Source organism: Streptomyces sp. NPDC001100 (assembly GCF_053598575.1).
This window is the reverse complement of the sequence record NZ_JBSFKO010000003.1, coordinates 232,204-256,129: the sequence shown is the minus strand read 5'-3', so window position 1 is coordinate 256,129 and position 23,926 is coordinate 232,204. Positions and strand designations below refer to the sequence as shown.

The 23,926-nt window shown below is 69.8% G+C and carries 24 protein-coding genes and 1 pseudogene; 13 read left to right on the top strand and 12 right to left on the bottom strand.

Going from position 1 to position 23,926, the window contains the following annotated elements; translation table 11 throughout:
* Both ACWDEW_RS05680 and ACWDEW_RS05675 read left to right on the top strand, forming a co-directional pair.
* Window positions 1-968: pseudogene (locus tag ACWDEW_RS05680) on the top strand (SCO2521 family protein).
* Between the two features lie 43 nt (window positions 969-1,011).
* Window positions 1,012-2,010 carry a hypothetical protein gene (locus tag ACWDEW_RS05675; RefSeq protein ID WP_450509934.1) on the top strand — a complete coding sequence of 333 codons (999 nt, stop codon included), beginning with the start codon at window positions 1,012-1,014 and terminating at the stop codon, window positions 2,008-2,010.
* 41 nt (window positions 2,011-2,051) lie between these two features.
* Here ACWDEW_RS05675 and ACWDEW_RS05670 read toward each other — a convergent pair whose 3' ends face one another.
* Together ACWDEW_RS05670 and ACWDEW_RS05665 are read right to left on the bottom strand one after the other, a co-directional pair.
* Window positions 2,052-2,258, bottom strand: a complete 207-nt coding sequence (locus tag ACWDEW_RS05670) for a DUF397 domain-containing protein (protein ID WP_450509932.1) — start codon at window positions 2,256-2,258, stop codon at window positions 2,052-2,054.
* Window positions 2,240-3,073: a helix-turn-helix domain-containing protein gene (locus tag ACWDEW_RS05665; protein ID WP_450509930.1), complete on the bottom strand. Its 834-nt coding sequence runs from the start codon at window positions 3,071-3,073 to the stop codon at window positions 2,240-2,242. Before ACWDEW_RS05665 ends, ACWDEW_RS05670 begins: the two co-directional genes overlap by 19 nt.
* 167 nt (window positions 3,074-3,240) lie before the next feature.
* On the opposite strand from ACWDEW_RS05665, the gene ACWDEW_RS05660 reads away from it, so the two are divergent.
* The 4 genes from ACWDEW_RS05660 to ACWDEW_RS05645 are packed head-to-tail and all read left to right on the top strand — an operon-like array spanning window position 3,241 to window position 5,715.
* Window positions 3,241-3,456: a hypothetical protein gene (locus ACWDEW_RS05660; protein ID WP_450509928.1), complete on the top strand. Its 216-nt coding sequence runs from the start codon at window positions 3,241-3,243 to the stop codon at window positions 3,454-3,456.
* A 57-nt stretch (window positions 3,457-3,513) separates the two neighbouring features.
* Window positions 3,514-4,263, top strand: coding sequence for a DNA repair protein RecO (recO, locus tag ACWDEW_RS05655; RefSeq protein WP_450509926.1), 750 nt, complete (start codon window positions 3,514-3,516; stop codon window positions 4,261-4,263).
* A gap of 42 nt (window positions 4,264-4,305) precedes the next feature.
* Window positions 4,306-5,157 (top strand): isoprenyl transferase, encoded by an 852-nt coding sequence (locus ACWDEW_RS05650; RefSeq protein ID WP_381248277.1) that lies wholly within the window; start codon window positions 4,306-4,308, stop codon window positions 5,155-5,157.
* 24 nt (window positions 5,158-5,181) lie between these two features.
* Complete coding sequence (locus ACWDEW_RS05645; protein ID WP_450509924.1) at window positions 5,182-5,715, top strand: YcxB family protein; 534 nt, start codon at window positions 5,182-5,184, stop codon at window positions 5,713-5,715.
* On the opposite strand, the gene ACWDEW_RS05640 is transcribed toward ACWDEW_RS05645, so the two are convergent.
* From ACWDEW_RS05640 to ACWDEW_RS05625, 4 genes are read right to left on the bottom strand one after another with little or no spacing between them, the layout of a single operon-like run.
* Window positions 5,712-6,134 carry a Fur family transcriptional regulator gene (locus tag ACWDEW_RS05640; RefSeq protein WP_362970424.1) on the bottom strand — a complete coding sequence of 141 codons (423 nt, stop codon included), beginning with the start codon at window positions 6,132-6,134 and terminating at the stop codon, window positions 5,712-5,714. The genes ACWDEW_RS05645 and ACWDEW_RS05640 overlap by 4 nt on opposite strands.
* A gap of 59 nt (window positions 6,135-6,193) precedes the next feature.
* Complete coding sequence (locus tag ACWDEW_RS05635; RefSeq protein WP_450509923.1) at window positions 6,194-7,096, bottom strand: metal ABC transporter permease; 903 nt, start codon at window positions 7,094-7,096, stop codon at window positions 6,194-6,196.
* Window positions 7,096-7,863: a metal ABC transporter ATP-binding protein gene (locus ACWDEW_RS05630; RefSeq protein WP_450509921.1), complete on the bottom strand. Its 768-nt coding sequence runs from the start codon at window positions 7,861-7,863 to the stop codon at window positions 7,096-7,098. The genes ACWDEW_RS05635 and ACWDEW_RS05630 overlap by 1 nt, the downstream gene beginning before the upstream one ends.
* 17 nt (window positions 7,864-7,880) lie before the next feature.
* Window positions 7,881-8,837, bottom strand: coding sequence for a metal ABC transporter substrate-binding protein (locus ACWDEW_RS05625; protein WP_450509919.1), 957 nt, complete (start codon window positions 8,835-8,837; stop codon window positions 7,881-7,883).
* Between the two features lie 185 nt (window positions 8,838-9,022).
* On the opposite strand from ACWDEW_RS05625, the gene ACWDEW_RS05620 reads away from it, so the two are divergent.
* Together ACWDEW_RS05620 and ACWDEW_RS05615 are read left to right on the top strand one after the other, a co-directional pair.
* Window positions 9,023-10,405 (top strand): glycine--tRNA ligase, encoded by a 1,383-nt coding sequence (locus ACWDEW_RS05620; RefSeq protein WP_450509917.1) that lies wholly within the window; start codon window positions 9,023-9,025, stop codon window positions 10,403-10,405.
* A 120-nt stretch (window positions 10,406-10,525) separates the two neighbouring features.
* Window positions 10,526-11,137, top strand: a complete 612-nt coding sequence (locus tag ACWDEW_RS05615) for a LysE family translocator (RefSeq protein ID WP_450509916.1) — start codon at window positions 10,526-10,528, stop codon at window positions 11,135-11,137.
* Window positions 11,138-11,140: 3 nt separating this feature from the next.
* Here ACWDEW_RS05615 and ACWDEW_RS05610 read toward each other — a convergent pair whose 3' ends face one another.
* The gene (locus tag ACWDEW_RS05610; RefSeq protein ID WP_450509914.1) at window positions 11,141-12,187 is read right to left on the bottom strand and encodes a chitinase; all 1,047 of its coding nucleotides are present in this window, start codon (window positions 12,185-12,187) and stop codon (window positions 11,141-11,143) included.
* 174 nt (window positions 12,188-12,361) lie between these two features.
* On the opposite strand from ACWDEW_RS05610, the gene ACWDEW_RS05605 reads away from it, so the two are divergent.
* From ACWDEW_RS05605 to ACWDEW_RS05595, 3 genes are read left to right on the top strand one after another with little or no spacing between them, the layout of a single operon-like run.
* Window positions 12,362-13,384 (top strand): aldo/keto reductase, encoded by a 1,023-nt coding sequence (locus ACWDEW_RS05605; RefSeq protein ID WP_450509912.1) that lies wholly within the window; start codon window positions 12,362-12,364, stop codon window positions 13,382-13,384.
* Window positions 13,385-13,409: 25 nt separating this feature from the next.
* Window positions 13,410-14,000 carry a TetR family transcriptional regulator gene (locus ACWDEW_RS05600; RefSeq protein ID WP_450509910.1) on the top strand — a complete coding sequence of 197 codons (591 nt, stop codon included), beginning with the start codon at window positions 13,410-13,412 and terminating at the stop codon, window positions 13,998-14,000.
* Window positions 14,001-14,011: 11 nt separating this feature from the next.
* Window positions 14,012-15,145, top strand: a complete 1,134-nt coding sequence (locus tag ACWDEW_RS05595) for an NAD(P)/FAD-dependent oxidoreductase (RefSeq protein ID WP_450509908.1) — start codon at window positions 14,012-14,014, stop codon at window positions 15,143-15,145.
* A 230-nt stretch (window positions 15,146-15,375) separates the two neighbouring features.
* On the opposite strand, the gene ACWDEW_RS05590 is transcribed toward ACWDEW_RS05595, so the two are convergent.
* The 3 genes from ACWDEW_RS05590 to ACWDEW_RS05580 form a co-directional block, all read right to left on the bottom strand.
* Window positions 15,376-16,524, bottom strand: coding sequence for a serine hydrolase domain-containing protein (locus ACWDEW_RS05590; protein ID WP_450509906.1), 1,149 nt, complete (start codon window positions 16,522-16,524; stop codon window positions 15,376-15,378).
* Window positions 16,525-16,605: 81 nt separating this feature from the next.
* Entirely contained in the window at window positions 16,606-16,812 is a 207-nt protein-coding gene (locus ACWDEW_RS05585) for a hypothetical protein (RefSeq protein ID WP_450509904.1), read from the bottom strand.
* Window positions 16,813-16,934: 122 nt separating this feature from the next.
* On the bottom strand, window positions 16,935-18,362 hold the full coding sequence (locus ACWDEW_RS05580) for an MFS transporter (protein WP_450509902.1): 1,428 nt from the start codon (window positions 18,360-18,362) through the stop codon (window positions 16,935-16,937).
* 101 nt (window positions 18,363-18,463) lie between these two features.
* Here ACWDEW_RS05580 and ACWDEW_RS05575 point away from each other — a divergent pair, with 101 nt between their 5' ends.
* Window positions 18,464-19,375 carry a helix-turn-helix transcriptional regulator gene (locus ACWDEW_RS05575; protein WP_450509900.1) on the top strand — a complete coding sequence of 304 codons (912 nt, stop codon included), beginning with the start codon at window positions 18,464-18,466 and terminating at the stop codon, window positions 19,373-19,375.
* 197 nt (window positions 19,376-19,572) lie between these two features.
* Here the strand turns inward: ACWDEW_RS05575 and ACWDEW_RS05570 are convergent, their stop codons facing one another.
* Entirely contained in the window at window positions 19,573-21,018 is a 1,446-nt protein-coding gene (locus ACWDEW_RS05570; RefSeq protein ID WP_450509898.1) for an MFS transporter, read from the bottom strand.
* Window positions 21,019-21,100: 82 nt separating this feature from the next.
* Between ACWDEW_RS05570 and dusB the strand changes: the two genes are divergently transcribed.
* On the top strand, window positions 21,101-22,291 hold the full coding sequence (dusB, locus tag ACWDEW_RS05565) for a tRNA dihydrouridine synthase DusB (RefSeq protein ID WP_450509896.1): 1,191 nt from the start codon (window positions 21,101-21,103) through the stop codon (window positions 22,289-22,291).
* Here dusB and ACWDEW_RS05560 read toward each other — a convergent pair.
* Window positions 22,288-23,892: a sulfatase-like hydrolase/transferase gene (locus ACWDEW_RS05560; protein WP_450510163.1), complete on the bottom strand. Its 1,605-nt coding sequence runs from the start codon at window positions 23,890-23,892 to the stop codon at window positions 22,288-22,290. The two genes, dusB and ACWDEW_RS05560, sit on opposite strands and share 4 nt — an antisense overlap.
* Window positions 23,893-23,926: the final 34 nt, after the last annotated feature.

The following is a 23,926-nucleotide window of genomic DNA, read 5'->3' as shown; positions in this document are numbered from 1 at the left end:
ATGACGACACCCGGCCGGCCCGTACGCGAGGTCCTCGCCTGCGGCGAGGTGCGCACCGGTCTGCTGCCGTCCTTCCAGGCACTGGACGGCCGGGCCGCCGCCCAACTGCTCAGGCTTCGCGCCGACGAACACGTCCGCGTCTCCGAACGGCCCAACCTCTACGCCATCTCGCCCGAGGTCCTGACGGGAGTCGACTGCCGGCTGCCCACCTCGAACGGCGCCAAGGTCCGCGGCGTCGGCACGGTGGCAGCCCGCGCGGCGCTCACCGAGGGCCGCGTCCTCCAGTCCACCGCCTACTTCAGCGCTCCGCCGAGGGCCCCGACGTACGCCGTCCCTGGGGGCACTACCTGGTACGGCCGGGCGTGGTCGAGCCGTTCGGGAGACTGCCTCAACAGTCCGTTGCCGAGGGCGTGTTGAGAGGCGGCGGGCGCAGCGAACTGGACCTCGGGATGATCGCCGAAGGACTGCTGGCCCAACTGGTCCGGCATCCGCTCCTCGACCATAAGGCCCCCTTCAAGTTCCGCCGCACACACCTGCGGTGGGCCGCGCTACGCACGTCCGACGACCAGGAACCGGTACTTGACCGCTTCACCCTGGCCGAGGACGGGCTGCGCACCGTCGAACTCCGCGTGCCGGGAAGCGTCCCGGCCGCCGCCGTCGCCGGGCTGTGCGAGGACCTCGCCATGCACGACTGGCTGTTGACCACAGTGGTGCGCATGCTGGAGAACAGTCGGCTCGGCGCGGCAGACGGACCCGCGGCGATCCTGGCGCTGCGTCCGGCTGTCGATCACCTGCTGCATCTGTGGATGCCGCGCGCACACGTGGACCGGACGCTGCGACACCTGTGGGAGGTGCTCGAACGGGAACCCGGTTTTACCCGGCAGTGGCAGACGATGGTCCAACGCGTCCGTGACCAACTGGCGGTCCAGGCAATACCGTTGCTGCACAGGGCGCTGGCGTCGCACTGATCGGCGCGGGTCCCGGAAATGATCCTGCGGGGGAAGGACAGTCATGGACGGAGAGTCCGGGGCGCCCGGTCCGGTGTCGGCGGGTGGAGTGCGCATACCTCCCGTCCTGCTCAAGACGCTGGTCACCCTCGCCGTGGCCACGGTCGCGTACGTGATCACCAACCTGATCGACCAGTCCCAGGACGAACTGTGGCAGCTCGCGGTCTCCGTCGTCATCGGTGGTGCCGCGCTCATCGTCCAGTACCTGATCGACTTCGAGCGACGGCTGGCGTCGGTGGAGCACGGCCAGGGCGCGCAGAGCGGCGCGATCCAGGACGGGCTGGCCGAGCATCACCGCGAGATGAAGGTCATGGTCCAGGAGAAGTTCCAGCTGGTCGGCGATGTCACCAGACTCTTCGGTGATCTGGAGCGGTCGGGGATGGGTGCTGAGGAGGTCCGGCGACTGGTCGAGAGCGCGGCGCGGCTGGGCGACCGGGGACCCGAGATCTCCAAGGCCTTCGCGCGCGGCGAGTTGGACCGCCTCGCCACGTTCGTGGAGGACCTGGCCACGATGGTCGTGGGCTGGCAGGGGGACCCGGGCGACCAACTCACGCGCCTCACCCGCCACGCGGTACGCAGCATCGACGCCACCAGCACCTTCGTGGATTTCGACTACTGGGGAACCAAGGAGGCCCAGGACTATCTGAGGGCGCAGCGCGACGCGATCGAGCGGCGCAGGGTGACGGTGCGGCGCCTGTTCATCGTGTCGCGCCTGGCCGACATCGACGACAAGTTCAAGGAGATCAACCGGGCCCAGCGGAAGATGGGCATTAAGACACGCATCGCGGTCCTGTCCGAACTGCGGGACGGTGTGGGACGCGGCGGGCTGCGGGACTTCATGATCTTCGACGGGGAACTGTATTTCGAGATGAACTCGGACGTGGCACGCGAGGAGCGCCGGAACGAACTGAACGCCCGAGGCTCCCGTGTGACCGAACAGATCGTCCGGTTCGACGAGTTGTGGAAGAAGGTCGGGCCGGACGATCCGCCCGGCGTCGAATGACGTCATCGTGCGGTCGGGGAGGCCGTGCGCCCGCCGGGCGTTCAGCGACGGGAGGGGATGAGAGAGTCGACGAACTGCGTCCACGCCCCCGCCCCGACCACGATCACCGGCCCACCGACAGGCACCTTGCTGTCCCGGACGGGGATGACACCGGCGACTCCGTCGGCTACCTCGACGCAGTCGCCGCCGTTGCCGTCGCTGTATGTGCTCTTGCGCCAACTGGCCTTGCTCAGGTCGTACTCGCGCATCGTCTGTGGTCCTCCGCCGCCGATTCGATCAGAGTCAGGGACACCTCCGGCGACAGCGCGGCGGCCCTGAGCAGATCGTATGCCGCGTACGCGTGCTTCACCACAGCAGGATCGTCCAGCAGATTCCCCGAATACACCGCCTCTGTATAGGCAGTTGGCGGGGCGTCGTCGAACTCCATGAGTTTCAGTGACCCCGTCATGACGGAGTACGCTCCCGCCGAGTACGGCAACACCTGTACCAGCACCGTCCGTTCACGCATAAGCGCTGTGATGTGATCCAGTTGCCTGGCCATGGCGGCGGAACCACCGACCGGAACCCGCAACGAGTTCTCGTGCAGGATCGCCCAATACAGCGGCCGTGTCGCGTCTTTGAGGATGCGCGATCGGTCCATCCGACCGTCCACCTTGTCCTCGATGTACTCCTCCGCCGAGAGCGGGTTCGTTGCGACGGTAACCGCGCGTGCGTACTCCTCGGTCTGCAACAGCCCCGGGACCAGAGCGGGTGCGAACTCGCAGATCTTCGTCGCCAGCGCCTCCAGCTCCGCCGCCTTCGCAAAGTAGTCGGCGTACCGCCTGTCGTTGATCAGGCCCAGGCAGAGGCGCTCGAAAATACCGTCGGTTTGCAGAATCTCGTCGAACCGGATGGCCAGCTCCATCTGCGGTTTCCGAATAGCGTGTTCGAATTGGCCGATATATGCGCCGGAGACAAACACGAGCGCCCCCAACTGTGCCTGCGAGAGGCCCATTTCCTCACGCCGTCGCCTCAGCTCGGCCCCGAAGAACTCCCAGGCCGCCAGCCGCGAACCGTTGGCCATGACCAACCCCCTTGGTCTGCACCGCACTTGACTTGCTGTCGACAGACTGCTGCCGAGTGTAGGGCTCAACGGGCACGCTGGAGTTGGGAAGAGTGAAACTCGGAATGGCGGGGGAGTCAGGTGTGGGCACACTGCTGGGAATTCCGGATTCGGGTGCGAGGAGAACGATGAAACCGCCGGTCGGATCGGTCGCCGTGGACACCCGGACCGGGAGAGTGGGCATCGTCATGGGCCACGAGGGACCCTACGTCCAGCTGCGGCCGTACGGCGGCGGACGGGAGTGGGACGCCGAACCGGCCGCCGTGCGCGACGCGACCCCCGCCGAGCGGCTGAGGGCGGCGACCGCGTACGCGAACGCCCGCAGCCGGGGCGAGGTGCCTTGAAGCGGCGCTGCCCGGGAACGTCGTAGGGCCACCGGGCCGTAGGGGACAATGGACCCCATGAGTCTGTTCCGCGACGACGGCATCGTGCTGCGCACCCAGAAACTCGGTGAGGCGGACCGGATCATCACGCTGCTCACGCGGGGTCACGGGCGGGTACGCGCGGTGGCGCGCGGGGTGCGGCGGACCAAGTCGAAGTTCGGGGCCAGGCTGGAGCCCTTCTCGCATGTGGACGTGCAGTTCTTCGCGCGGGGCAGCGAACTCGTCGGCCGCGGGCTGCCGTTGTGCACCCAGAGTGAGACCATCGCTCCGTACGGTGGCGGGATCGTGAGCGACTACGCCCGGTACACCGCCGGTACGGCCATGCTGGAGACCGCCGAGCGGTTCACCGACCACGAGGGCGAGCCCGCCGTACAGCAGTATCTGCTGCTGGTGGGCGGGCTGCGGACGCTGGCCGGCGGGGAGCACGCGCCGCATCTGATTCTCGACGCGTTTCTGCTGCGGTCGCTCGCCGTCAACGGATACGCCCCCAGCTTCGGGGACTGTGCGAAGTGCGGGATGGCGGGGCCCAACCGGTTCTTCTCCGTGGCGTCCGGCGGGGTCGTCTGCGCCGACTGCCGGGTGGCCGGGAGCGTCGTACCCTCACCGCAGGCCCTCGAACTGCTCGGTGCGCTGCTCACGGGGGACTGGGAGACGGCGGACTCGTGCGAGGCACGCCATGTGCGGGAGGGGAGCGGGCTGGTGTCCGCCTATCTGCACTGGCATCTGGAACGCGGGCTGCGCTCGCTGCGGTACGTGGAAAAGTCGTAGGCACGGACGAGTACAGGTAAGTACAGAGGAGACGAGAAGCACATGGCCGTACGCGGGATCCTGGGGCGCCAGCGGCGCGAGTACAAGGCGCCTGAGCCGCACCCGTCCGGAGCCCGTGCGCCGAAGCTGCCCGGTGAGCTGATCCCGAAGCACGTGGCGATCGTCATGGACGGGAACGGGCGGTGGGCGAAGGAGCGCGGGCTGCCGCGCACCGAGGGCCACAAGGTCGGCGCCGAGCGGGTGTTGGACGTGCTGCAGGGCGGCGTCGAGATGGGTGTCGGCGCGATCTCCCTGTACGCCTTCTCCACCGAGAACTGGAAGCGCTCGCCCGACGAGGTGCGCTTCCTGATGAACTTCAACCGCGACTTCATCCGCAAGACCCGCGACACCCTCGACGAACTCGGCATCCGGGTGCGGTGGGTGGGCCGCATGCCCAAGCTGTGGCGGTCGGTCGCCAAGGAGCTCCAGATCGCCCAGGAGCAGACCAAGAACAACGACGCGCTCACGCTGTACTTCTGCATGAACTACGGCGGGCGGGCCGAAATCGCCGACGCGGCAAGGGCGTTGGCCGAGGATGTGCGGGCGGGGCGGCTGGACCCGGCCAAGGTCGACGAGAAGACCTTCGCCAAGTACATGTACTACCCGGACATGCCCGAGGTCGACCTCTTCCTCCGGCCCAGCGGGGAACAGCGCACCTCCAACTACCTGATCTGGCAGAGCGCTTACGCCGAGATGGTCTTCCAGGACGTCCTCTGGCCCGACTTCGACCGCCGCGACCTGTGGCGCGCCTGCGTCGAATTCGCCCAGCGGGACCGGCGGTTCGGCGGCGCGGTGCCGAACGAGAAGCTGCTCGCGATGGAGGCGGAGATGCGGGGTCGGCCCGAGGAGGGCTGACCCCGGCGGCTAACATCCCGCCTCATGGACATGGGGCGGGACGACGTGACAGGGCGAGTGGTCGAGCTGGAGTACCGGCCGGTCGTCGAGGACTTCGCGGCGGCGCTGAGAGCGCGCAGGGGGCTCATCCCGTCGACGCGAAGACAACTCTGGCTGCTGGGCATCGGGGCCTTCTTCGCCGTGCTGGCGATTGCGAGCGCGCTGGCCAACGGCAGGTCGGTACCGATCCCGCTCATCGCCGGTGTGTTCGCGGTGGTGGTGGTCCTGGTGTTTCTGCCGCGGATCCAGGCCCGCCAGTTCCAGCGCCTCGCGGAGCGGCGGGGGGTGATCCGGGTGACCGTGACGGAAGCCGGGGTGACCGTGGCCACCGACGACTCGTTCACCTCGCTCAACTGGAGCGTGCAGCCCCGCTACCGGGAGACGGCGGACGGCTTCTACATGTTCAGCCCCGAGAAGAACGCCGCCCACTTCACACTGCTGCCCAAGCGCGCCGTCCAGGACCCCGCCGACGTGGAACGGCTGCGGGCGATACTCGACGCCCACCTCAGCCGGATCTAGGCCTGACCGGCCGCCGCCGCGCACTCCGCGCAGGTGCCGAAGATCTCCACCGTGTGGGCCACGTTCACATAGCCGTGCTCCGCCGCGATCGCCTCCGCCCACTTCTCCACGGCCGGGCCCTCGACCTCGACCGCCTTGCCGCAGACGCGGCAGACCAGGTGGTGGTGGTGATCGCCGCTGGAGCAGCGGCGGTAGACGGACTCGCCCTCGTCGGTGCGCAGGACGTCCACCTCACCGGCGTCGGCGAGGGACTGGAGCGTGCGGTAGACCGTGGTCAGGCCGACCGAGTCGCCCTTGTGCTTGAGCATGTCGTGCAGTTCCTGGGCGCTGCGGAACTCGTCCACCTCGTTGAGCGCCGCCGACACGGCGGCACGCTGGCGGGTGGATCGTCCCTTCACGGGCGGGCCGGCCGTCGTCACCGTTGCCTCCTCACGTCTGCACTTTGCCGGGCCATTGTGCCAGCCCGGACTGTGCCTGGTCAGACGCCGACCTCGTCGGCGGCCCCCCGGGTGGCTGGAATCACGCACTCCACCGGGTCCCCGGCGGGTCGCGCGGCGGCCGCCGCCCGGGCCCGGCGGCGGGCCAGTGGGGCCGCGAGGGCGGTGAGCGCGATGAACGCGCCGATGGTCAGCAGCACGATCGTCGCGCCGGGCGGGACGTTCTGGTAGTACGAGGTGACCGTGCCGCCGATGGTCACGCTCACGCCGATCGCCACCGCGATCACGAAGGTCGCGGCGAAGCTCCGGCTCAGCTGCTGGGCGGCGGCCACCGGGACCACCATCAGCGCCGACACCAGCAGCAGCCCGACGACCCGCATCGCGACGGTCACCGTGATGGCCGCCGTGACGGCCGTCAGCAGGTTCAGCGCGCGCACCGGCACTCCGGTGACCCGCGCGAACTCCTCGTCCTGGCTGACCGCGAACAGCTGCCTGCGCAGCCCCAGCGTGACCACCACCACGAAGGCCGCGAGCAGACAGATCGCGGTCACGTCGGACTGCGAGACCGTCGACAGCGATCCGAAGAGGTACGACGTGAGGTTCGCGTTGGAGCCCGTGGGCGCGAGGTTGATGAACATCACGCCGCCGGCCATACCGCCGTAGAAGAGCATCGCGAGGGCGATGTCGCCGCGGGTCTTGCCGTACCAGCGGATCAGTTCCATGAGGATCGCGCCGAGGACGGAGACCCCGGTCGCCATCCAGACCGGGGAGGTGTTCAGGAGGAAGCCGAGGCCCACGCCCGTCATGGCGACGTGTCCGATGCCGTCGCCCATGAGGGCCTGGCGGCGCATGACGAGGTAGATGCCGACGGCGGGGGCGGTGATGCCGACCAGGACGGCCGCGAGCAGGGCCCGCTGCATGAAGGCGTAGTTCAGGAGGTCCATCAGCTCAGCAGTCCCGTGCGGATCGGTTCGGCGTCCGCCGCCGAGTGCGGGTGTACGTGGTCGTGGCCGGGCAGCGCGTGCTGGCCGAGCGCGCGCGGGGGAGGCCCGTCGTGCTGGACGCAGCCGTCGCGGAGTACGACCGCGCGGTCGATGAGGGGCTCCAGCGGGCCGAGTTCGTGCAGGACGAGCAACACCGTCGTGCCCTCGGCGACTTGGCGGGACAGGGTGTCCGCGAGCACCTGCTGGCTGGCCAGGTCGACGCCCGCCATCGGCTCGTCCATGATCAGCAGTTCGGGTTCGGCGGCGAGCGCGCGGGCGATCAGCACCCGCTGGTGCTGGCCCCCGGACAGGGCGTTCACCGAGTCCTTGGCGCGGTCGGCCATCCCGACCAGTTCCAGGGCGTGCCGTACGGCCGCGTGGTCCGCCTTGCGCAGCAGGCCGAAGCGGGTGCGGGAGAGGCGGCCGGAGGTGACGATCTCGGTGACCGTGGCGGGCACCCCGCCCGCGGCCGTGGTGCGCTGCGGTACGTAACCCACGCGCCGCCAGTCCCGGAAGCGGGCCCGGTCCGTGCCGAAGAGCTCGATCTCGCCCTCGCTGAGCGGGACTTGGCCGATGATCGTGCGGATCGCGGTCGACTTGCCGGAGCCGTTGGCGCCGAGCAGCGCGACGACCTCACCGCGGTGCACGGTGAGGTCGATGCCGCGCAGGACGGGGCGCGAGCCCAGCTCGGCGCGGACTCCGCGCAGCGATATGACGGGCTCGCCCATGACGTCCTCCGTAACGGTCACTTGGTTCCCAGCGCGGTCTGCAGCGCCTTGAGGTTGGCCCGCTGGACCGAGAAGTAGTCCGTGCCGCGGGACTTGGCGGTGATGCCCTCGATGGGGTCGAGGACGTCGGTCTTCAGGTGGGCGTCGGCGGCGACGGTCTTCGCGGTCTTGTCGCTGACGAGCGTCTCGTAGAACACCGTGGTGACGCCGTCGGCCTTGGCCATCTTCTCAAGGTCCTTCACGCGCTCGGCACTGGGCTCCGACTCGGGGTCGAGGCCGTTGATGGCCTCCTCGGTGAGGCCGTAGCGCTCGGCGAGGTAGCCGAAGGCGGCGTGGGTGGTGATGAACACCTTGGTCTTCGTGTTCGCGAGCCCGGTCCTGAACTCCGTGTTGAGCGCGTCCAGCTTCTCGACCAGGGCCGCGGTGCGCGTCCTGTAGTCGGCCGCGTTCTTGGGGTCGGCCTTCTCGAAGGCCTTGCCGACGCCCTCGGCGACCTGGGCGTAGCGCACCGGGTCGAGCCAGATGTGCGGGTCGAGGCCGGCCAGTTCCTCGTTCTTGGAGGTGTCGTGGGAGGCCGCGTGGCCGCCGACCTCGTTGCCGTGCTTCTCCAGCGTGGTCAGGGAGGCCGCGTCGATCCTCGTCCTGGGCCCGGACTGGCTCACCGCGTCGTCGACGGCGGGCTGGAGGTTCTTGAGGTAGAGCACCGCGTCGGACTCACCGAGCGCGGCGGTCTGCTGCGCGCTGATCTCCAGGTCGTGCGGTTCCTGGCCGGGCTTGGTGAGGCTGGTGACGTGGACGTGACTGCCGCCGATCTGCTCGGCGAGGTACTGCAGCGGGTAGAACGACGCGACGACGTCGAACTTGTCGGTGTTGGCGGCCGCCGCGCTGTCGGAGCACGCGGAGAGGGTCCCGAGGCCGAGGGCGGTGGCCGCGGCTATCGCGATCCCGGATATGTGGCGTCGTCGTACGTTCATGACAGTCATTTTCAACTGAGATGGAAACCGTTGTCAACAAGCTGTGCTCAGGGAACCGATTTGATACGAGGGCAGGAGACGCCGGTAACCTGAGTCATTCGCCCGCCCGTCTCCCGACCACCACCCCCCACCGAGGCGCTCCGCGCCGCCCCTCATTACCGTCCATTCGTCATGAAGAGAGCATCGTGGCCGCCGACAAGATCGACACCATCGTCAGCCTGAGCAAGCGCCGTGGCTTCGTTTACCCGTGCAGTGAGATCTACGGCGGCCAGAAGGCCGCCTGGGACTACGGACCCCTGGGTGTCGAGCTCAAGGAGAACCTGAAGCGCCAGTGGTGGCGCTACATGGTGACGTCGCGCGAGGACGTGGTCGGTATCGACTCGTCCGTGATCCTGGCCCCCGAGGTGTGGGTCGCCTCCGGCCATGTCGCCACCTTCTCCGACCCGCTGACCGAGTGCACCGCGTGTCACAAGCGGTTCCGCGCGGATCACCTGGAGGAGGCGTACGAGGCCAAGCACGGCCGCGCCCCCCAGAACGGCCTCGCCGACGTCAACTGCCCCAACTGCGGCAACAAGGGCCAGTTCACCGAGCCCAAGCAGTTCTCCGGCCTGCTCTCCACCCACCTCGGCCCGACGCAGGACACCGGCTCCATCGCCTACCTGCGCCCCGAGACGGCCCAGGGCATCTTCACCAACTTCGGCCAGGTGCTGACCACTTCGCGCAAGAAGCCGCCGTTCGGCATCGCGCAGATGGGCAAGTCCTTCCGCAACGAGATCACGCCCGGCAACTTCATCTTCCGCACCCGCGAGTTCGAGCAGATGGAGATGGAGTTCTTCGTCAAGCCGGGCGAGGACGAGAAGTGGCAGGAGTACTGGATGCAGGAGCGCTGGAACTGGTACACCGGCCTGGGTCTGCGCGAGGAGAACATGCGGTGGTACGACCACCCCAAGGAGAAGCTCTCCCACTACTCCAAGCGCACCGCGGACATCGAGTACCGCTTCCAGTTCGGCGGCAACGAGTGGGGTGAGCTGGAGGGCGTCGCCAACCGCACCGACTACGACCTCACCGCGCACTCCAAGGCTTCCGGCCAGGACCTCCACTTCTTCGACCAGGAGGCCCAGGAGCGCTGGACGCCGTACGTCATCGAGCCGGCCGCCGGTGTCGGCCGCGCGATGCTGGCGTTCCTGCTCGACGCGTACGTCGAGGACGAAGCGCCCAACGCCAAGGGCAAGTTGGAGAAGCGCACGGTGCTGCGCCTCGACCACCGTCTGGCCCCGGTGAAGGTCGCGGTGCTCCCGCTCTCCCGCAACCCCGAGCTGTCCCCGAAGGCCAAGGGCCTCGCCCAGGCGCTGCGGCAGAACTGGAACATCGAGTTCGACGACGCCGGCGCCATCGGCCGCCGCTACCGCCGCCAGGACGAGATCGGCACGCCGTACTGCGTGACGGTCGACTTCGACACCCTTGAGGACAACGCGGTGACGGTCCGCGAGCGCGACTCGATGAAGCAGGAGCGGGTGTCTCTCGACCAGATCGAGGGCTACCTCGCGGGTCGCCTGATCGGTGCCTAGGTCTGCTTGAACCGAAACGCCGGACGGGCTGAAACGCCCGTCCGGCGTTGGTGATTGGTCCCCGACACCAGCGGCCCATTGGCCCTGCCACGAGGTCCGCGGCACCGCCAGGCTGGCCTCATGAGCCTCGCCTTTCTCCTCACCACCCTCGTCGTGGTCGCCACCCCCGGCACCGGCGTCGTCTACACCCTGGCCGCCGGTCTCTCCCGGGGACGGCGCGCGAGCGTCCTCGCGGCCTTCGCCTGCACGCTCGGGATCGTGCCGCACGTGCTGGCCACCGTCGTCGGGCTGGCCGCGCTGCTCAACGCCAGTGCCGCCGCCTTCCAGGTTCTCAAGTACGCCGGTGTCGCCTATCTCCTGTACATGGCCTGGGCGACCGTGAAGGACAAGGCGGCGATCGACGTCGACCAGGACAGCGCGCCCATTTCCGCCGGCCGCGTGATCGTCCGGGGAGTGCTGATCAACATCCTCAATCCGAAGCTGACGATCTTCTTCTTCGCCTTCCTGCCGCAGTTCGTGAGTCCCCACGAACCCCACTCCGCCGTACGGATGGTGGCGCTCAGCGGAGTCTTCATGCTGGCGACGTTCGTCGTCTTCGCCGCGTACGGCGTCCTCGCCGCCTCCGTCCGCAGCCACGTCGTCTCACGGCCGGGGGTGATGACATGGCTGCGGCGGAGTTTCGCGGGGTCGTTCGTGGCGCTCGGGGCGAAGCTCGCCCTCACGGCCAGGTGAACCTCAACGCCTTTGCAGCGCCTTCACGTTGTCGCCGAACGTCCAGTTCTTCGAGCCGTCCCAGTTGATCGACCAGGTCATCAGGCCCTTGAGGGACGTGCCGTAGTGCGTCCAGGCCTGGGAGACCAGGGACGGGGTCATGTAGCCGCCGCCCGCGCCCGATTGGGCGGGCAGGCCCGGGACCTGCTTGTCGTAGGGGACCTTGATCGTCGTGCCCTGGACGACCAGGCCCTTGTTGAGGCAGTCGGTCTGGGCGGTGAAGCCCGCGACCGTGCCGGCCGAGTACGAGTCGCCGGAGCAGCCGTACATGCTGCCGTTGTAGTACTGCATGTTGAGCCACCACAGGCGGCCGTTGTCCGCGTACTTCTTCACGATCGGGAGGTACGCGCCCCAGATCGAGCCGTACGTGATGCTGCCGCCGGTGACGTAGGCGGTCTCCGGGGCCATCGTCAGGCCGAAGTTGGACGGCATCTGGGCGAGGATGCCGTCGATGACGCGGATCAGGTTGGCCTGGGACGTGGAGAGTTGGCCGATGTTGCCGCTGCCGACCAGACCCGTCTCGATGTCTATGTCGATGCCGTCGAAGTTGTACTTCTTCAGGATCGGGACGATCGTCGCGACGAACTTGTCGGCCACGGTGGACGAGCTGAGGTCGATGCCCGCCGCCGCGCCGCCGATCGACATCAGGATCGTCTGGCCCGACGCCTTCGCCGCGCACATCTCGGCGGGCGTGGCCACCTTCACGCCCGTGTCCATGCCGTCCTCCCAGAGGGCCGTTCCGTCGGAGCGGATGACCGGGAAGGCCGCGTTGATCACGTTGTAACCGTGCGTGGCGATCGCCGAGTTGGTGATCGGAGTCCAGCCGAAGGGCGGGTGGACGCCGTTGGCGGAGCCGTCCCAGTTCTCCCAGTAGCCCTGGAGGACCTTGCCGGCCGGGCGGGACTTGACGGCGCAGGTGTCGGCCGCCGAGGCGGTGGGGGCGGTGGCGATTCCGAGGGGGACGACGAGGGCGGCCGCGGTCAGGGCGGCGGTGAGCAGGCGGCGGAGCATACGGGGCCTCCCGGTGGGGGTGCGGTGAGGTGTCGTAGGCATGACAGTGCTGGCACGAGAGTGCGCGTGGTCCAGACCTTTAGTCAAGAGGTCTGGACCAGCCGGGCATGACGGATGACAGAGTTGGAATGACAGATATTGAAATCTGTCATTTGATAGGGCAGGGTGGAGGGCATGACGATGCGAACCCGAAACCTCGGAACCACCGGCCCCCAGGTCTCCGCCCTCGGCCTCGGCTGCATGGGCATGTCCGGCATGTACGGCGACACGGACCGCGCCGAGTCCATCGCCACCATCCACGCCGCCCTCGAAGCCGGCGTGACCCTGCTCGACACCGGCGACTTCTACGGCATGGGTCACAACGAGCTGCTGATCAGCGAGGCCCTGCGCACCGCCCCGGCCGCCCTGCGGGAGAACGCGCTGACCAGCGTGAAGTTCGGCGCCCACCGTGGCCCGGACGGCGCGTGGCTCGGCTACGACGCGCGCCCGAACGCCGTGAAGACCTGGGCCGCGTACTCCCTCCAGCGCCTCGGCGTCGACCACATCGACGTCTACCGCCCCGCCCGGCTCGACCCGGCCGTGCCGATCGAGGAGACCGTCGGCGCCATCGCGGAACTCGTCGAGAAGGGATACGTCCGCCACATCGGCCTGAGCGAGGTCGGCGCGGAGACCATCCGCCGGGCCGCCGCCACCGCCCCCATCGCCGACCTCCAGATCGAGTACTCGCTCATCTCACGCAGCCCCGAGCGGGACATCCTGCCCACCCTGCGCGAGTTGGGCATCGCCGTCACCGCGTACGGCGTGCTCTCCCGCGGGCTGATCTCCGGCCATGTCACACCCGGCCAGGGCTTCGCCGCGAACGACTTCCGCGCCCGCACGCCCCGTTTCCAGGGCGACAACCTCCAGCACAACCTCACCCTGGTCGAGTCCCTGCGCAAGATCGCCGAGCAGAAGGGCGTCTCCGTCGCACAGATCGTCATCGCCTGGGTGCTCTCCCAGGGCCGGCGGCACCACACGGACATCGTGCCGCTGGTCGGTGCCAAGACCCGCGAGCGGCTCGGCGAGGCGCTCGGCGCGCTGGACGTGACCCTGGACGCGGCCGACCTCGCCGCCATCGAGGCGGCCGTACCGGCGGACGCGGCGGCCGGCGAGCGGTACGCCCCCGCGCAGATGGCCATGCTCGACAGCGAACGCTGATCGCGGTGCCGGGTACCGTCTAGACATGCCGCCGACCAGCGAAGCCCTGACCGCCGAGCGCATCCTCGAAGCGACCGAGGAGGTGCTGCGCCGCCACGGCCCCGCGAAGGCGACCGTGGTGGACGTGGCTCGCGCGCTCGGCGTCAGCCACGGCACCGTCTACCGGCACTTCCGCACGAAGGCGGCGCTGCGCGAGGCGGTCACCCAGCGCTGGCTGGACCGGACGGCCGAGGCGCTGTCCGGGATCGTCGACGAGACCGACCGGGATCCGGAGACCCGGCTGCGCGGCTGGCTCGCGGGGCTGTTCGCGGCCAAGCGGCGCAAGGCGGGCGCCGATCCGGAGCTGTTCGCCACGTACAGCGTGCTGGCGACCGGGCTCGGCGGAGTCGTCAGTGACCATCTCGACGAGCTGACCGGGCAGTTGACCCGGATCATCCAAGCGGGCGTGGACACCGGCGTGTTCGCCGCCTCCGACCCCCGCACCGCCGCCACCGCCGTCTTCCAGGCCACCGGCCGCTTCCACGACCCGGGCTACGCCAAGGAGTGGGAACGGCCGGGCGCGCAGGCCGAGTTCGAGGCCGTCGTGGACCTGTTGGTGCGAGGGCTGCGGGGCTGAGAATCGGGTCCATGGGAATCGGGTCCGTGGAACGGTCTCGACGCGTCGCCGTCATCGGCGTGGGCGTCCTCGGAGCCTGCGTGGGCTGGAACCTGTCCCGGCGGGGCGCCGAAGTGGTCCTCCTCGACGCGGGCCGACCGGGCGAGGGCGTCACCGACTGGTCCTTCTCGTGGGTCAACGCCAGCAACAAGACCGTGCGCAGGTCCTACTTCGACCTGAACGTCGCGGGCATGGCGGCACACCGCGAGCTGGCCGCGGCCATCGGGCCGGACTCGTGGTGGTATCCGAGCGGCCATCTGCGCTGGGCTGACGATCCGGCGGCGGAGGCGCGGTTCCTGAAAACGGCGGAACTGCTGGCCGGTTGGGGCTACCGGGTCGAACTCTCCACCGGAGCCGAGGTGCGCCGCAGCCTCGAACCGGCTCTCGCGCTGCCCGACGACGTTCCCGTCCTGCTCTACCCCGACGAGGCCTGGGTGCACGGCCGCCGTCTCGTCGGCCGCCTGGTCGGCGAAGCGCTCGCGGCCGGCGCCGGGTCGAGGTCCGACACCGAGGTCCGCGACATCGGTACCGCTGCCGACGGGAGCGTCCGGACCGTCGCCCTGTCCGACGGGAGCGTCCTCGACGTGGACGCCGTGGTGAACGCGGCCGGCCCCGGAGCCTCCCGCATCGCCGGGCTCGTCGCACGCGACCTGCCGATGCGCCGGGAACCCGGTGTCGTCACCCGGATCGCCTGCAACCCGGTCCCGATCCACCGGGCCCTGCACGCGCCCCACATCGAGATCCGCCCCGACGGAGACGGATCGATGGTCCTGCACAGCCGCGAGACCGACGCACTCATCGACACCGGCGAGGAGGACCCCGCGGAACTCGCCCGGCTGCTCCACGCATCGGCGCGCCAGGTCGTTCCCCGGCTCGCCGACTCCCGCGTCACCGGGACCCGGGTGGCCTTCCGGCCCATCCCGGCCGACGGATTCCCCTCCGTGGGAGCGGTGCCGTCCGTGCCGGGCTACTACGAGGCCGTCTCCCACAGCGGCATCACACTCGGGCCCGTCCTCGGCCGGCTGCTCGCCGCGGAGATCCTCGGCGGCGAGAGCGACGAACTGCTCGCGGACTTCCGGCCGGAGAGGTTCTCCGGTCCGGCCTAGGCCGTGTCCGCGGAGTCCCGCCTGCCCCCCCGCGACGCCCGGCACGCTCCGCCACTGCCTCAAGGGCGTGAGAGGTGCCCCCACTCGCCGCACCGGGCGCAAGCCCACGTGCAACCAGTACGAGGGCTTCCGCCCGGCACCCCAGCCTCCGGCCGGGGCAACCTCAGAGCGCGCACCGGACGCCGCCGGGCCGGCCCTCCGGGCGGACGGCGGGACTTTGCGGAGACGGCCTAGCTCCGGGCCGCGCACCGCCAGAACTCCCGCATCAGCGGTGTCGGTGTCGGGTTGGTCATCGCCACCTGGGTCAGCAGGATCGTCACCGTGCCCGTCGGGGGGACGACATGGGCGGTGGTGCCGGTGCCGCCGACCCAGCCGTAGCGGCCGGGGACGTTCCACGGGTCGACCGGGGTGACGTCGACCTGGCCGCCGTAGCCCCAGCCCTGGCCCTCCAGGAAGAGGGTCGCGGCCTCGCGCTGGGCGGCGGTGAGGTGGTTGGTGGTCATGCGGCTCACGGAGGTGGGGGAGAGGACCTGGGTGCCGTCCGGTGCCGTGCCGTCGTGCGCGAGCATCCGGCCGAAGGCGAGGAGGTCGTCGGCCGTGGAGACCAGGCCGCCGGCGCCCGAGGGGAAGGCCGGGGGCCGGCTGAAGCCGCCGTCCGGGGTGTCCGACTGCCGGAGGGTGCCCCGCTCGCCCGGGGCGTAGGCGGTGGTGAAGCGGGCCCGCTTCGACTCCGGGACGGTGAACGCCGTGTCCGTCATGCCCAGCGGTCCGAAGAACCGCTCCGCCAGGAAGTCGGGGAAGGACGAGCCCGAGGCCCGGGCGACCAGGACACCCTGGAGGTCCGAGCAGGTGTTGTAGAGCCACGCGGCGCCCGGCTGGCGCACCATCGGGATCCGGGACAGGGCGGCCAGCCACTCGTCCGGGCCGGGCTGGAGGTAGGGGGCGCGGCCGTCCTGCTGGAAGGCGAGCAGCGTCTGGACGGCCGGCAGAGAGAAGTCGTCCGGGAATCCCCACCCGGCCCGGAAGCTCAGCAGGTCCTCGACGGTGACGGGCCGGTCCGCGGGCACCACGTCCTCGACCGGCGAGGACGGCGTGCGGACCACCGTCGGCTTCGCCAGCTCCGGCAGCCACTCCGCCACCGGGGCGTCCAGCGCGAGGCGCCCGTCCTCCACCAGCGCCAGGACCGCCGCCGCCGTGACCGGCTTGCTGACCGAGGCGATCCGGAAGATCGAGTCGCGGGCCATCGGCGCGGTGCCCTCGACGTCAGCGGAGCCGACGGCCACCACCTCGACGTCGGCTCCGCGGGCCACCAGGCCCACCGCCCCCGGCACGGTGCCGTCGTCGACGCGTTGCCGCAGGGTGTCGTGGAGAGAGCTCATCGGTCGGCCTTCCGGTCCGGGGAGTCGTAGCTGTTACGCCAGTGACGACTCTCCTCGCCTCGTGAACTCATCGCTCCCCGCTCAGCCGTCGGACGGGTCCACCGTCGCCTGGTGCTCCTCGGCCAGATGCTCCTCCGCCTTCAGCCAGGGCAGGAACTGCGCGCTCTTCTTCCAGCCGCAGGTGTCGCACACGATCATGCGCTGCGCGCCCTTGCGCTGCACGCGGACGACATGTTCCCGCCCGTGCTGGTCCCAGCGGCTCACCTTGCTGGTGTTGATCTGCAACATGCGCCTCGCCTCCGCTCAGGAGTCTCCGGCAAGGAGTGTGCAGCAAGACCAACATCAACGGGGCGCAATTCACGGCGAGTTGTCCAAGCTGTGAACATGACGTCCGGCGGTTCGTCCGGCTTTCAGCCGATCGCGCGCGGCAGTCGCAGGCTCAGCAGCCCGGTCAGCACCACACCCGCCAGCTGCACCAACAGCGTGGTCACCAGGGCGTCCCGCATGCCCATGCCCGGAATCAGCGACAGGAACAGCGTGCCGAGCGTGGCCACGCCCAGCGCCAGCGCCGACTGCTGGGTGGTCACCATCACGCCGGCTCCCACACCGGCCCGGGCGGGCGGCACCTCGGACAGGATGATCCGGAAGATGATGGGCAGTTGGAGCGCCTGACCGACGCCCGCGACCGCCATCCCCGGCAGCAGTTCGACGAAGCCGAGGTCCGGCCAGGAGCGCCATGCGGCCAGCACGATCAGCCCCACGCCCACCCCCTGCACGACCGAACCCGCCGCCACGACCCGGGTGCCGTACCGGGTCACCAGGCGCGGCCCGGCGAGCGAGACCAGGAAGAACGCCACGGCCATCGGGGCGAGCGCCAGGCCCGCCGCGACCGGGCCCAGGTCCGCGCCGCGCTGCAGCGCCACCGCGATCACGAACATGAAGCCGCTGAAGCCGATCGACAGCGGCAGGACGATCATCAACCCCCGCCGCAGCGAGGTCAGCGCCAGCAGACTCGGCGGCACCAGCGGCGTACGGCCCTGCCGGTCCGCCCTGCGCTCCACCGCGTAGAACGCGGACACGATCCCCGGGAACGCGGCCAGCGACAGCCACGTCCACAGCGGCCAGCCCGCCGCCCGGCCCTCGGTCAGCGGCACCAGCAGCGCCAGCAGCGACGCGGCCAGCAGGAAGGTGCCGGGCACGTCCACCGGCTCCGGATGCGGGGAGTGCGTCTCCGGTACGACCTTGGCGGCCAGCACCAGTCCGACGACGACCACCGGCACGTTCACCAGGAACACCGCGCGCCAGCCGGTACCGGCTATGTCGGCGGCGACCAGGACCCCGCCGAGGATCTGCCCGGCCACCATGGCGAGGCCGGCCGTCGCGCCGTACAGGCCCATCGCCTTGGCGCGGCGCGCGCCCTGGGTCGCGGCCTGGATGGTGGCGAGGACCTGCGGGAGCATCGCGGCGGAGGCCGCGCCCTGCGCGATCCGCGCGGCGACCAGTGTCCACGCGGTGGGCGCGAGGCCGCAGGCCAGCGAGGTCACGCCGAAGGCGGCCATCCCGCCCAGGAAGAGCCGGCGGCGCCCGAACAGGTCGCCGAGCCGGCCGCCGAGGACGAGCAGCACGGCGTACGAGACTCCGTAGCCGGCGACGACGAGTTCGAGGACGGCCTCGCTCGCCGAGAGGTCCCTGCCGATGGTCGGCAGGGCCACGTTGACGATGAAGAAGTCGATGAGGGGCAGCGCCGCGGCCAGCAGCACCGTGAACAGGCCGAGGCCGCCGAGCACGGGTGGCGCCGCCGGGGATCGGACGGTGCGGGAAGCGATGGTTTCGGTCACGCCGACGAGCCTGCTCCCTCCGCCAGACTGGTACCAGAGTGTCCTTATCCTGGTAGCAGGACTACCTGGAAACAGGGTCCGCGCGGCGGCAGACTGGGGTGATGACGACCATGGCACAGGAAACGGCGACAGCGACAGGGACGGCGCGAACGGCGGCTCCGCAGACCGCTTCTCCGCAGACCGCTTCGACGGTCCGGCGCCATGAACTCGCCGCGTTCCTGCGCCACCGCCGCGAGCACATCACCCCCGAGCAGGTCGGCCTGCCGCGCGGCACCCGGCGCCGTACGCCGGGGCTGCGCCGCGAGGAGGTCGCGCAGCTCGCCGCGGTCGGCGTCACCTGGTACACGTGGCTCGAACAGGCCCGGGACATCCAGGTCTCCGTACAGGTCCTCGACGCACTCGCCCGCACCCTGCTGCTGGACCGCAGCGAGCGCAGCCACCTCTTCCAGCTGGCCGACGCGACCGATCCGCAGCCGGCCACCGTCTGCCCGGTCGTCACGCCCGCCCTCCAGGCGATGCTGGACCAGCTCGACCCCATCCCGGCCTGCCTCCAGAACGCGCGGTACGACATCCTCGCCTACAACCGCACCTACGGGATGCTGCTCTGCGACATGGACGCGGTGCCGCCCGAGGACCGCAACTGCATGATCCTCTCCTACACGCACCAGGAGTGGCGCTCCTCGATCGTGCACCTGGAGAAGACCCAGCGGCTCATGGCCGCCCGCTTCCGGGGTTCGATGGCCGACCATCTTGCCGACCCCACCTGGAAGACCCTGCTCAAGCGGCTGCACACGTCCCCCGAGTTCCGCGAGGTCTGGGACCGCCACGAGGTGATGGGCGCCAGCCCGCGCCGCAAGGAGTTCCGCAACGCCCACGTCGGCCGCCTCACGGTCGACCACACCGACCTGTGGCTGGGCCCGTCGAGGGGCCCGCGGATGGTGACCTACGCCCCGGCGGACGAGGAGTCGAGGCAACGGCTGGAGAGACTGCACGCGATCGCGCTGGAGAAGTGAGGCCGGGCCGCCTCCGCCGCGTCCAGGCCTCGGGTGTCCCGGCCTGTTGAACCTCGGGTTGCTCAGGGTCTCGAAGTTCGGTGCCTCGAGACCCAACGCGCGGGCGTGCTTGGTCCGGAGATCGGAGTGGCGGGCCGGACCGGCTTCCGGCGGATCAACTCGCCGGTGTCTGCGGGATGTTCGGCCGTCCCGGTGGGCTACGCGATGATCCCGGCCGCCTCGCGCACCTCGACGGAGGACAGCTTCTCGGCCGTGCGCTCGGCGGTTCGCCGGGCCCAGGCGCCGCTGGTCACCGCGCCCAGGATCAGCACGGCCAGACCGCAGGCCACGAGAATCCACCAGCCGGGCCGCGCCGCCGACACGAACGTGTCCTTGTACGACGACGATCCGACCCCGGAGGCCAGCACCGCGCCGACCACCGCGACGCCGAGGGTCTGGCCGAGCTGCCGGCTCGTGGAGGCGACGGCCGCCGCGACTCCCGCCTGTGCGCGCGGCATCCCGGAGACCGCCGTGTTGGTGATCGGCGCGTTCACGAAGCCGAAGCCGATGCCGAAGAGCAAGTACCCGATGAAGCGCGAGACGTTCGACGTCTCCGCCTCGAACCCGGCGAACAGCAGCGCGCTCACGGTCATCGCGGAACCCGCGATCAGAAGGGGTATTCGGGGTCCGCGACTGCCGACCAGCCGTCCGGAGATCGGCGCGCACAGGAACGTCGGGACCGCCATCGGCAGCATCCACAGGCCGGCGTGCAACGCGTCCAGACCGACCACGTTCTGCAGATACAGCGTGGACAGGAACAGGAAGCCGCCCAGCGCCGAGAACGCGCTGATGGCGATCCCCGTGGCCCCGCTGAACGGCGCGGAGCGGAAGAAGCGCAGGTCGATGAGGGGTTCGTCGCGGCGCGGCTCGTACCAGACGAGGCCGACCAGGGCGACCAGCGCGAGCGCCGCGAAGGGCAGGATCGCGGTGAAACCCGAGTCCGGTGCCTCGATGATCGCGTACGTCAGCGAGCCGAACAGCGCGATCACCAGGAGCTGGCCGACCGGGTCGGCACGGCGGGGCTTGGGCGCGCGCGACTCCGGGATGAACTTCAGCGTGAGCAGCAGCGCGGCCATGCCCACCGGCAGGTTGATCCAGAAGATCGAGCGCCAGCCGACCGAGTCCACGAGCAGTCCGCCGATCAGCGGTCCGGCGGCCATCGATATGCCGACGACCGCGCCCCACACGCCGATGGCACGGGCGCGCTCGCGCGGCTCGGTGAAGGTGTTGGTGATGATCGACATGGCGACCGGGTTGAGCATCGAACCGCCGACCGCCTGGATCATGCGGAACCAGATGAGCGCGTTCAGGTCGGGCGCGAGCGAGCAGAGCAGGGAGCCCACGCTGAAGACCACCAGGCCGACGACGAAGACCCGCTTGCGGCCGATCCGGTCTGCCGTGGAGCCCGCCAGCATCAGCAGGGAGGCGAGGACGAGGGTGTACGCGTCGATCGTCCACTGCAGACCGGAGGTGCTCGCGTGGAGATCGGTCTGCATCGCGGGCAGCGCGACGTTCAGGATGGTGACGTCCAGGCTCACGATCAGCAGACTCATGCAGCAGATCGCGAGCACCAGCATGCGGCGACGGTGGCTGAGCTCGGGCATGCGAACCATCGTACGCGAAACTCGATAGTGCGTCTAACTAATTACCGATACATGATCTCTGCCGGTACGCCACAATGGAGCAATGTCCACGCCCGTCGCCTCGCCCGTGTCGCCGACTGCGCCCCCCCTGCAGATCGGCCCGCACACCGTCTCGCCGCCCGTCGTCCTGGCCCCCATGGCCGGGATCACCAACGCGCCCTTCCGCACCCTGTGCCGGGAGTTCAGCGGGGGCAAGGGCCTGTTCGTCAGCGAGATGATCACGACCCGGGCGCTGGTCGAGCGCAACGAGAAGACCATGCAGCTGGTCCACTTCGACGCGACCGAGAAGCCGCGCTCGATCCAGCTGTACGGCGTGGACCCCGCGACCGTCGGCAAGGCCGTCCGCATGATCGCGGAGGAGGACCTCGCCGACCACATCGACCTCAACTTCGGCTGCCCGGTACCGAAGGTCACCCGCAAGGGCGGCGGCTCCGCGCTGCCGTACAAGCGGAACCTGCTGCGGGCGATCCTCAAGGAGGCCGTCAGCGGCGCCGGCGACCTGCCCGTCACCATGAAGATGCGCAAGGGCATCGACGACGACCACATCACCTTCCTCGACGCCGGCCGCATCGCCGTCGAGGAGGGCGTCACCTCCATCGCGCTGCACGGCCGCACCGCCGCCCAGCACTACGGCGGCACCGCCGACTGGGACGCCATCGCCCGGCTGAAGGAGCATGTGCCGGAGATCCCCGTGCTCGGCAACGGCGACATCTGGTCGGCGCAGGACGCGGTGCGGATGGTGCGGGAGACCGGGTGCGACGGGGTCGTGGTCGGGCGCGGCTGCCTGGGGCGCCCGTGGCTGTTCGCGGACCTCGTGGCGGCCTTCGAGGGACGTGAACAGGCCCGTGCCGGAGGCACTGATGGATGCGGTCTGAAGCCCTCGTTGCGCGAGGTCGCCGACATCATGGTGCGGCACGCGACCCTGCTCGGCGAGTGGATCGGCGACGAGGCGCGCGGGGTCATCGACTTCCGCAAGCACGTCGCCTGGTACCTCAAGGGCTTCGCGGTCGGCAGTGAGATGCGCAAGCGCCTCGCCATCACCTCGTCCCTCACCGAACTCCGCTCCGGCCTCGACGAGTTGGACCTCGACCAGCCCTGGCCGGCCGGCGCCGACGGGCCCCGCGGCCGTACGTCGGGCAACAACAGGGTGGTGCTGCCCGACGGTTGGCTGAAGGACCCGTACGACTGCGCGGGGATCGGCGAGGACGCCGAACTCGACACCTCGGGCGGCTAGTTCGTCTTCGGGTGGGGTGTAGAGCCGTACGCCGTGAGGAACTTGTCGCGGAAGGCGCTCATCTTCCACACCGGGGCGTCGTGCGCGGGGCGCAGGCCGTCCGTCCAGTTCCAACTGTCGATCTTCGCAAGGACCTTGGGATCCTTGGCGACGATCGAGATCGGCACGTCGCGGCTGGCGTGGTTGCCGCTGACCCGGGCGATCGGCTGGTGGTCGCCGAGGAAGACCAGCACGGTGTTCTTGTTGCCGTAGCGCTCCAGCCACTGGGTGAGGGAGTTCACCGAGTACTGGATCGACTTGCCGTACTCCTGGCGGGACTTGGTGGTGTCGGCGATGACGTCGGAGGCCTTGTTGCCGGCCTTCTCGATCGCGTCGAAGATCGAACCGTTGCCCAGCCGGTCCCACGGGACGAGCTTCGGGATCGGCGCCCACGGCTGGTGGCTCGACGTCAGGATGATCATCGACATGAGCGACTTGCCGTCGGTGCGCGGCTTGCTGTGCACCCGCTTCTGGAACTGCTCAAGGGTGTACTGGTCGGGCATCGTCGACCAGCTGAACTTCGGTCCCTTGTAGCCCAGTTGGAAGGCGTTGTAGACCTTGTCGAGGCCGTAGAAGCTCTGCTCCGGCCAGCCCTTCTGCACGCCCGGCATCACACCGATGGTGTCGAAGTCGCCGGTCTTCTTGAAGGCGTCGGTCAGGCTCAGGTGGTCGCTGGCCATCACCGTGCGGTAGCGCTGCTGGTTGTTGACCCACAGTCCCGACATGGTCGTCGAGTGGCCGAGCCAGCTGCTGCCGCCGTAGGTCGCCGAGGTCAGCCAGCCGCTCTTCGCCGCGAAACCGGCCTTCGACAGGGCCTCGGTGTCGGCGGCGAGGGTCTCGTCGACACCGGGCGCCATGATCGGGTCCTCGATCGCGCTGCGGCCGTAGCTCTCGATGAAGGTGAAGATCATGTCCTTGCCGCGCAGGTCGGGGACGAGCTGGCTGCCCGGGGTGTTGCCGAAGGCGTCGACCTTGGCGACTTTCTTGAACTCTGCCTCGTCGCGCAGGGTGTTGCGGATCGCCACGGTGCGGAGCTTGAGGATCGCGGCGGTGTGGTCCGCGGCGAGCGGCACACCGGAGACCTGGAGGCCGAAGGCCGTGCAGGTGATCCAGACCGTGCCGGCGATGAGCGCGCCCCGGGACGCCTGGGCCTTGTGACCGGCCAGCAGGTTGCTGAGCCGGACCGTGGCCAGCGCGACCAGCACGATCAGCAGCAGGACGAAGAGGATGACACCGACCGTGACGGCGGACGTGACCGTCCCGCCGAGCGTGTCCACGAGATAGCCGCGGGCGTCGCCGAACAGGCTCCAGTCCAGGACGACGTTGAAGCCCCGGCCCAGGTATTCGTTGAAGCCCATGTCGAGCATGTTCAGGATCGCCACGACGGCGGTCAGCGCACCGGAGAACGCCGCCAGCACGATCCGCGGCCGGCGCGGCAGGCTCATCAGGACGACGGCCCCCAGGATCGCCTCCGCCGGCAGCCGCATGAACTCGGCGGGCTTCAGGCTGTTCAGGGTCGTCGGCATCTGCAGGCAGACGTAGACGATGGCGGCGGCGAGCACGGTGACGGTCCAGGACACGACGCGAGCGGCGCCG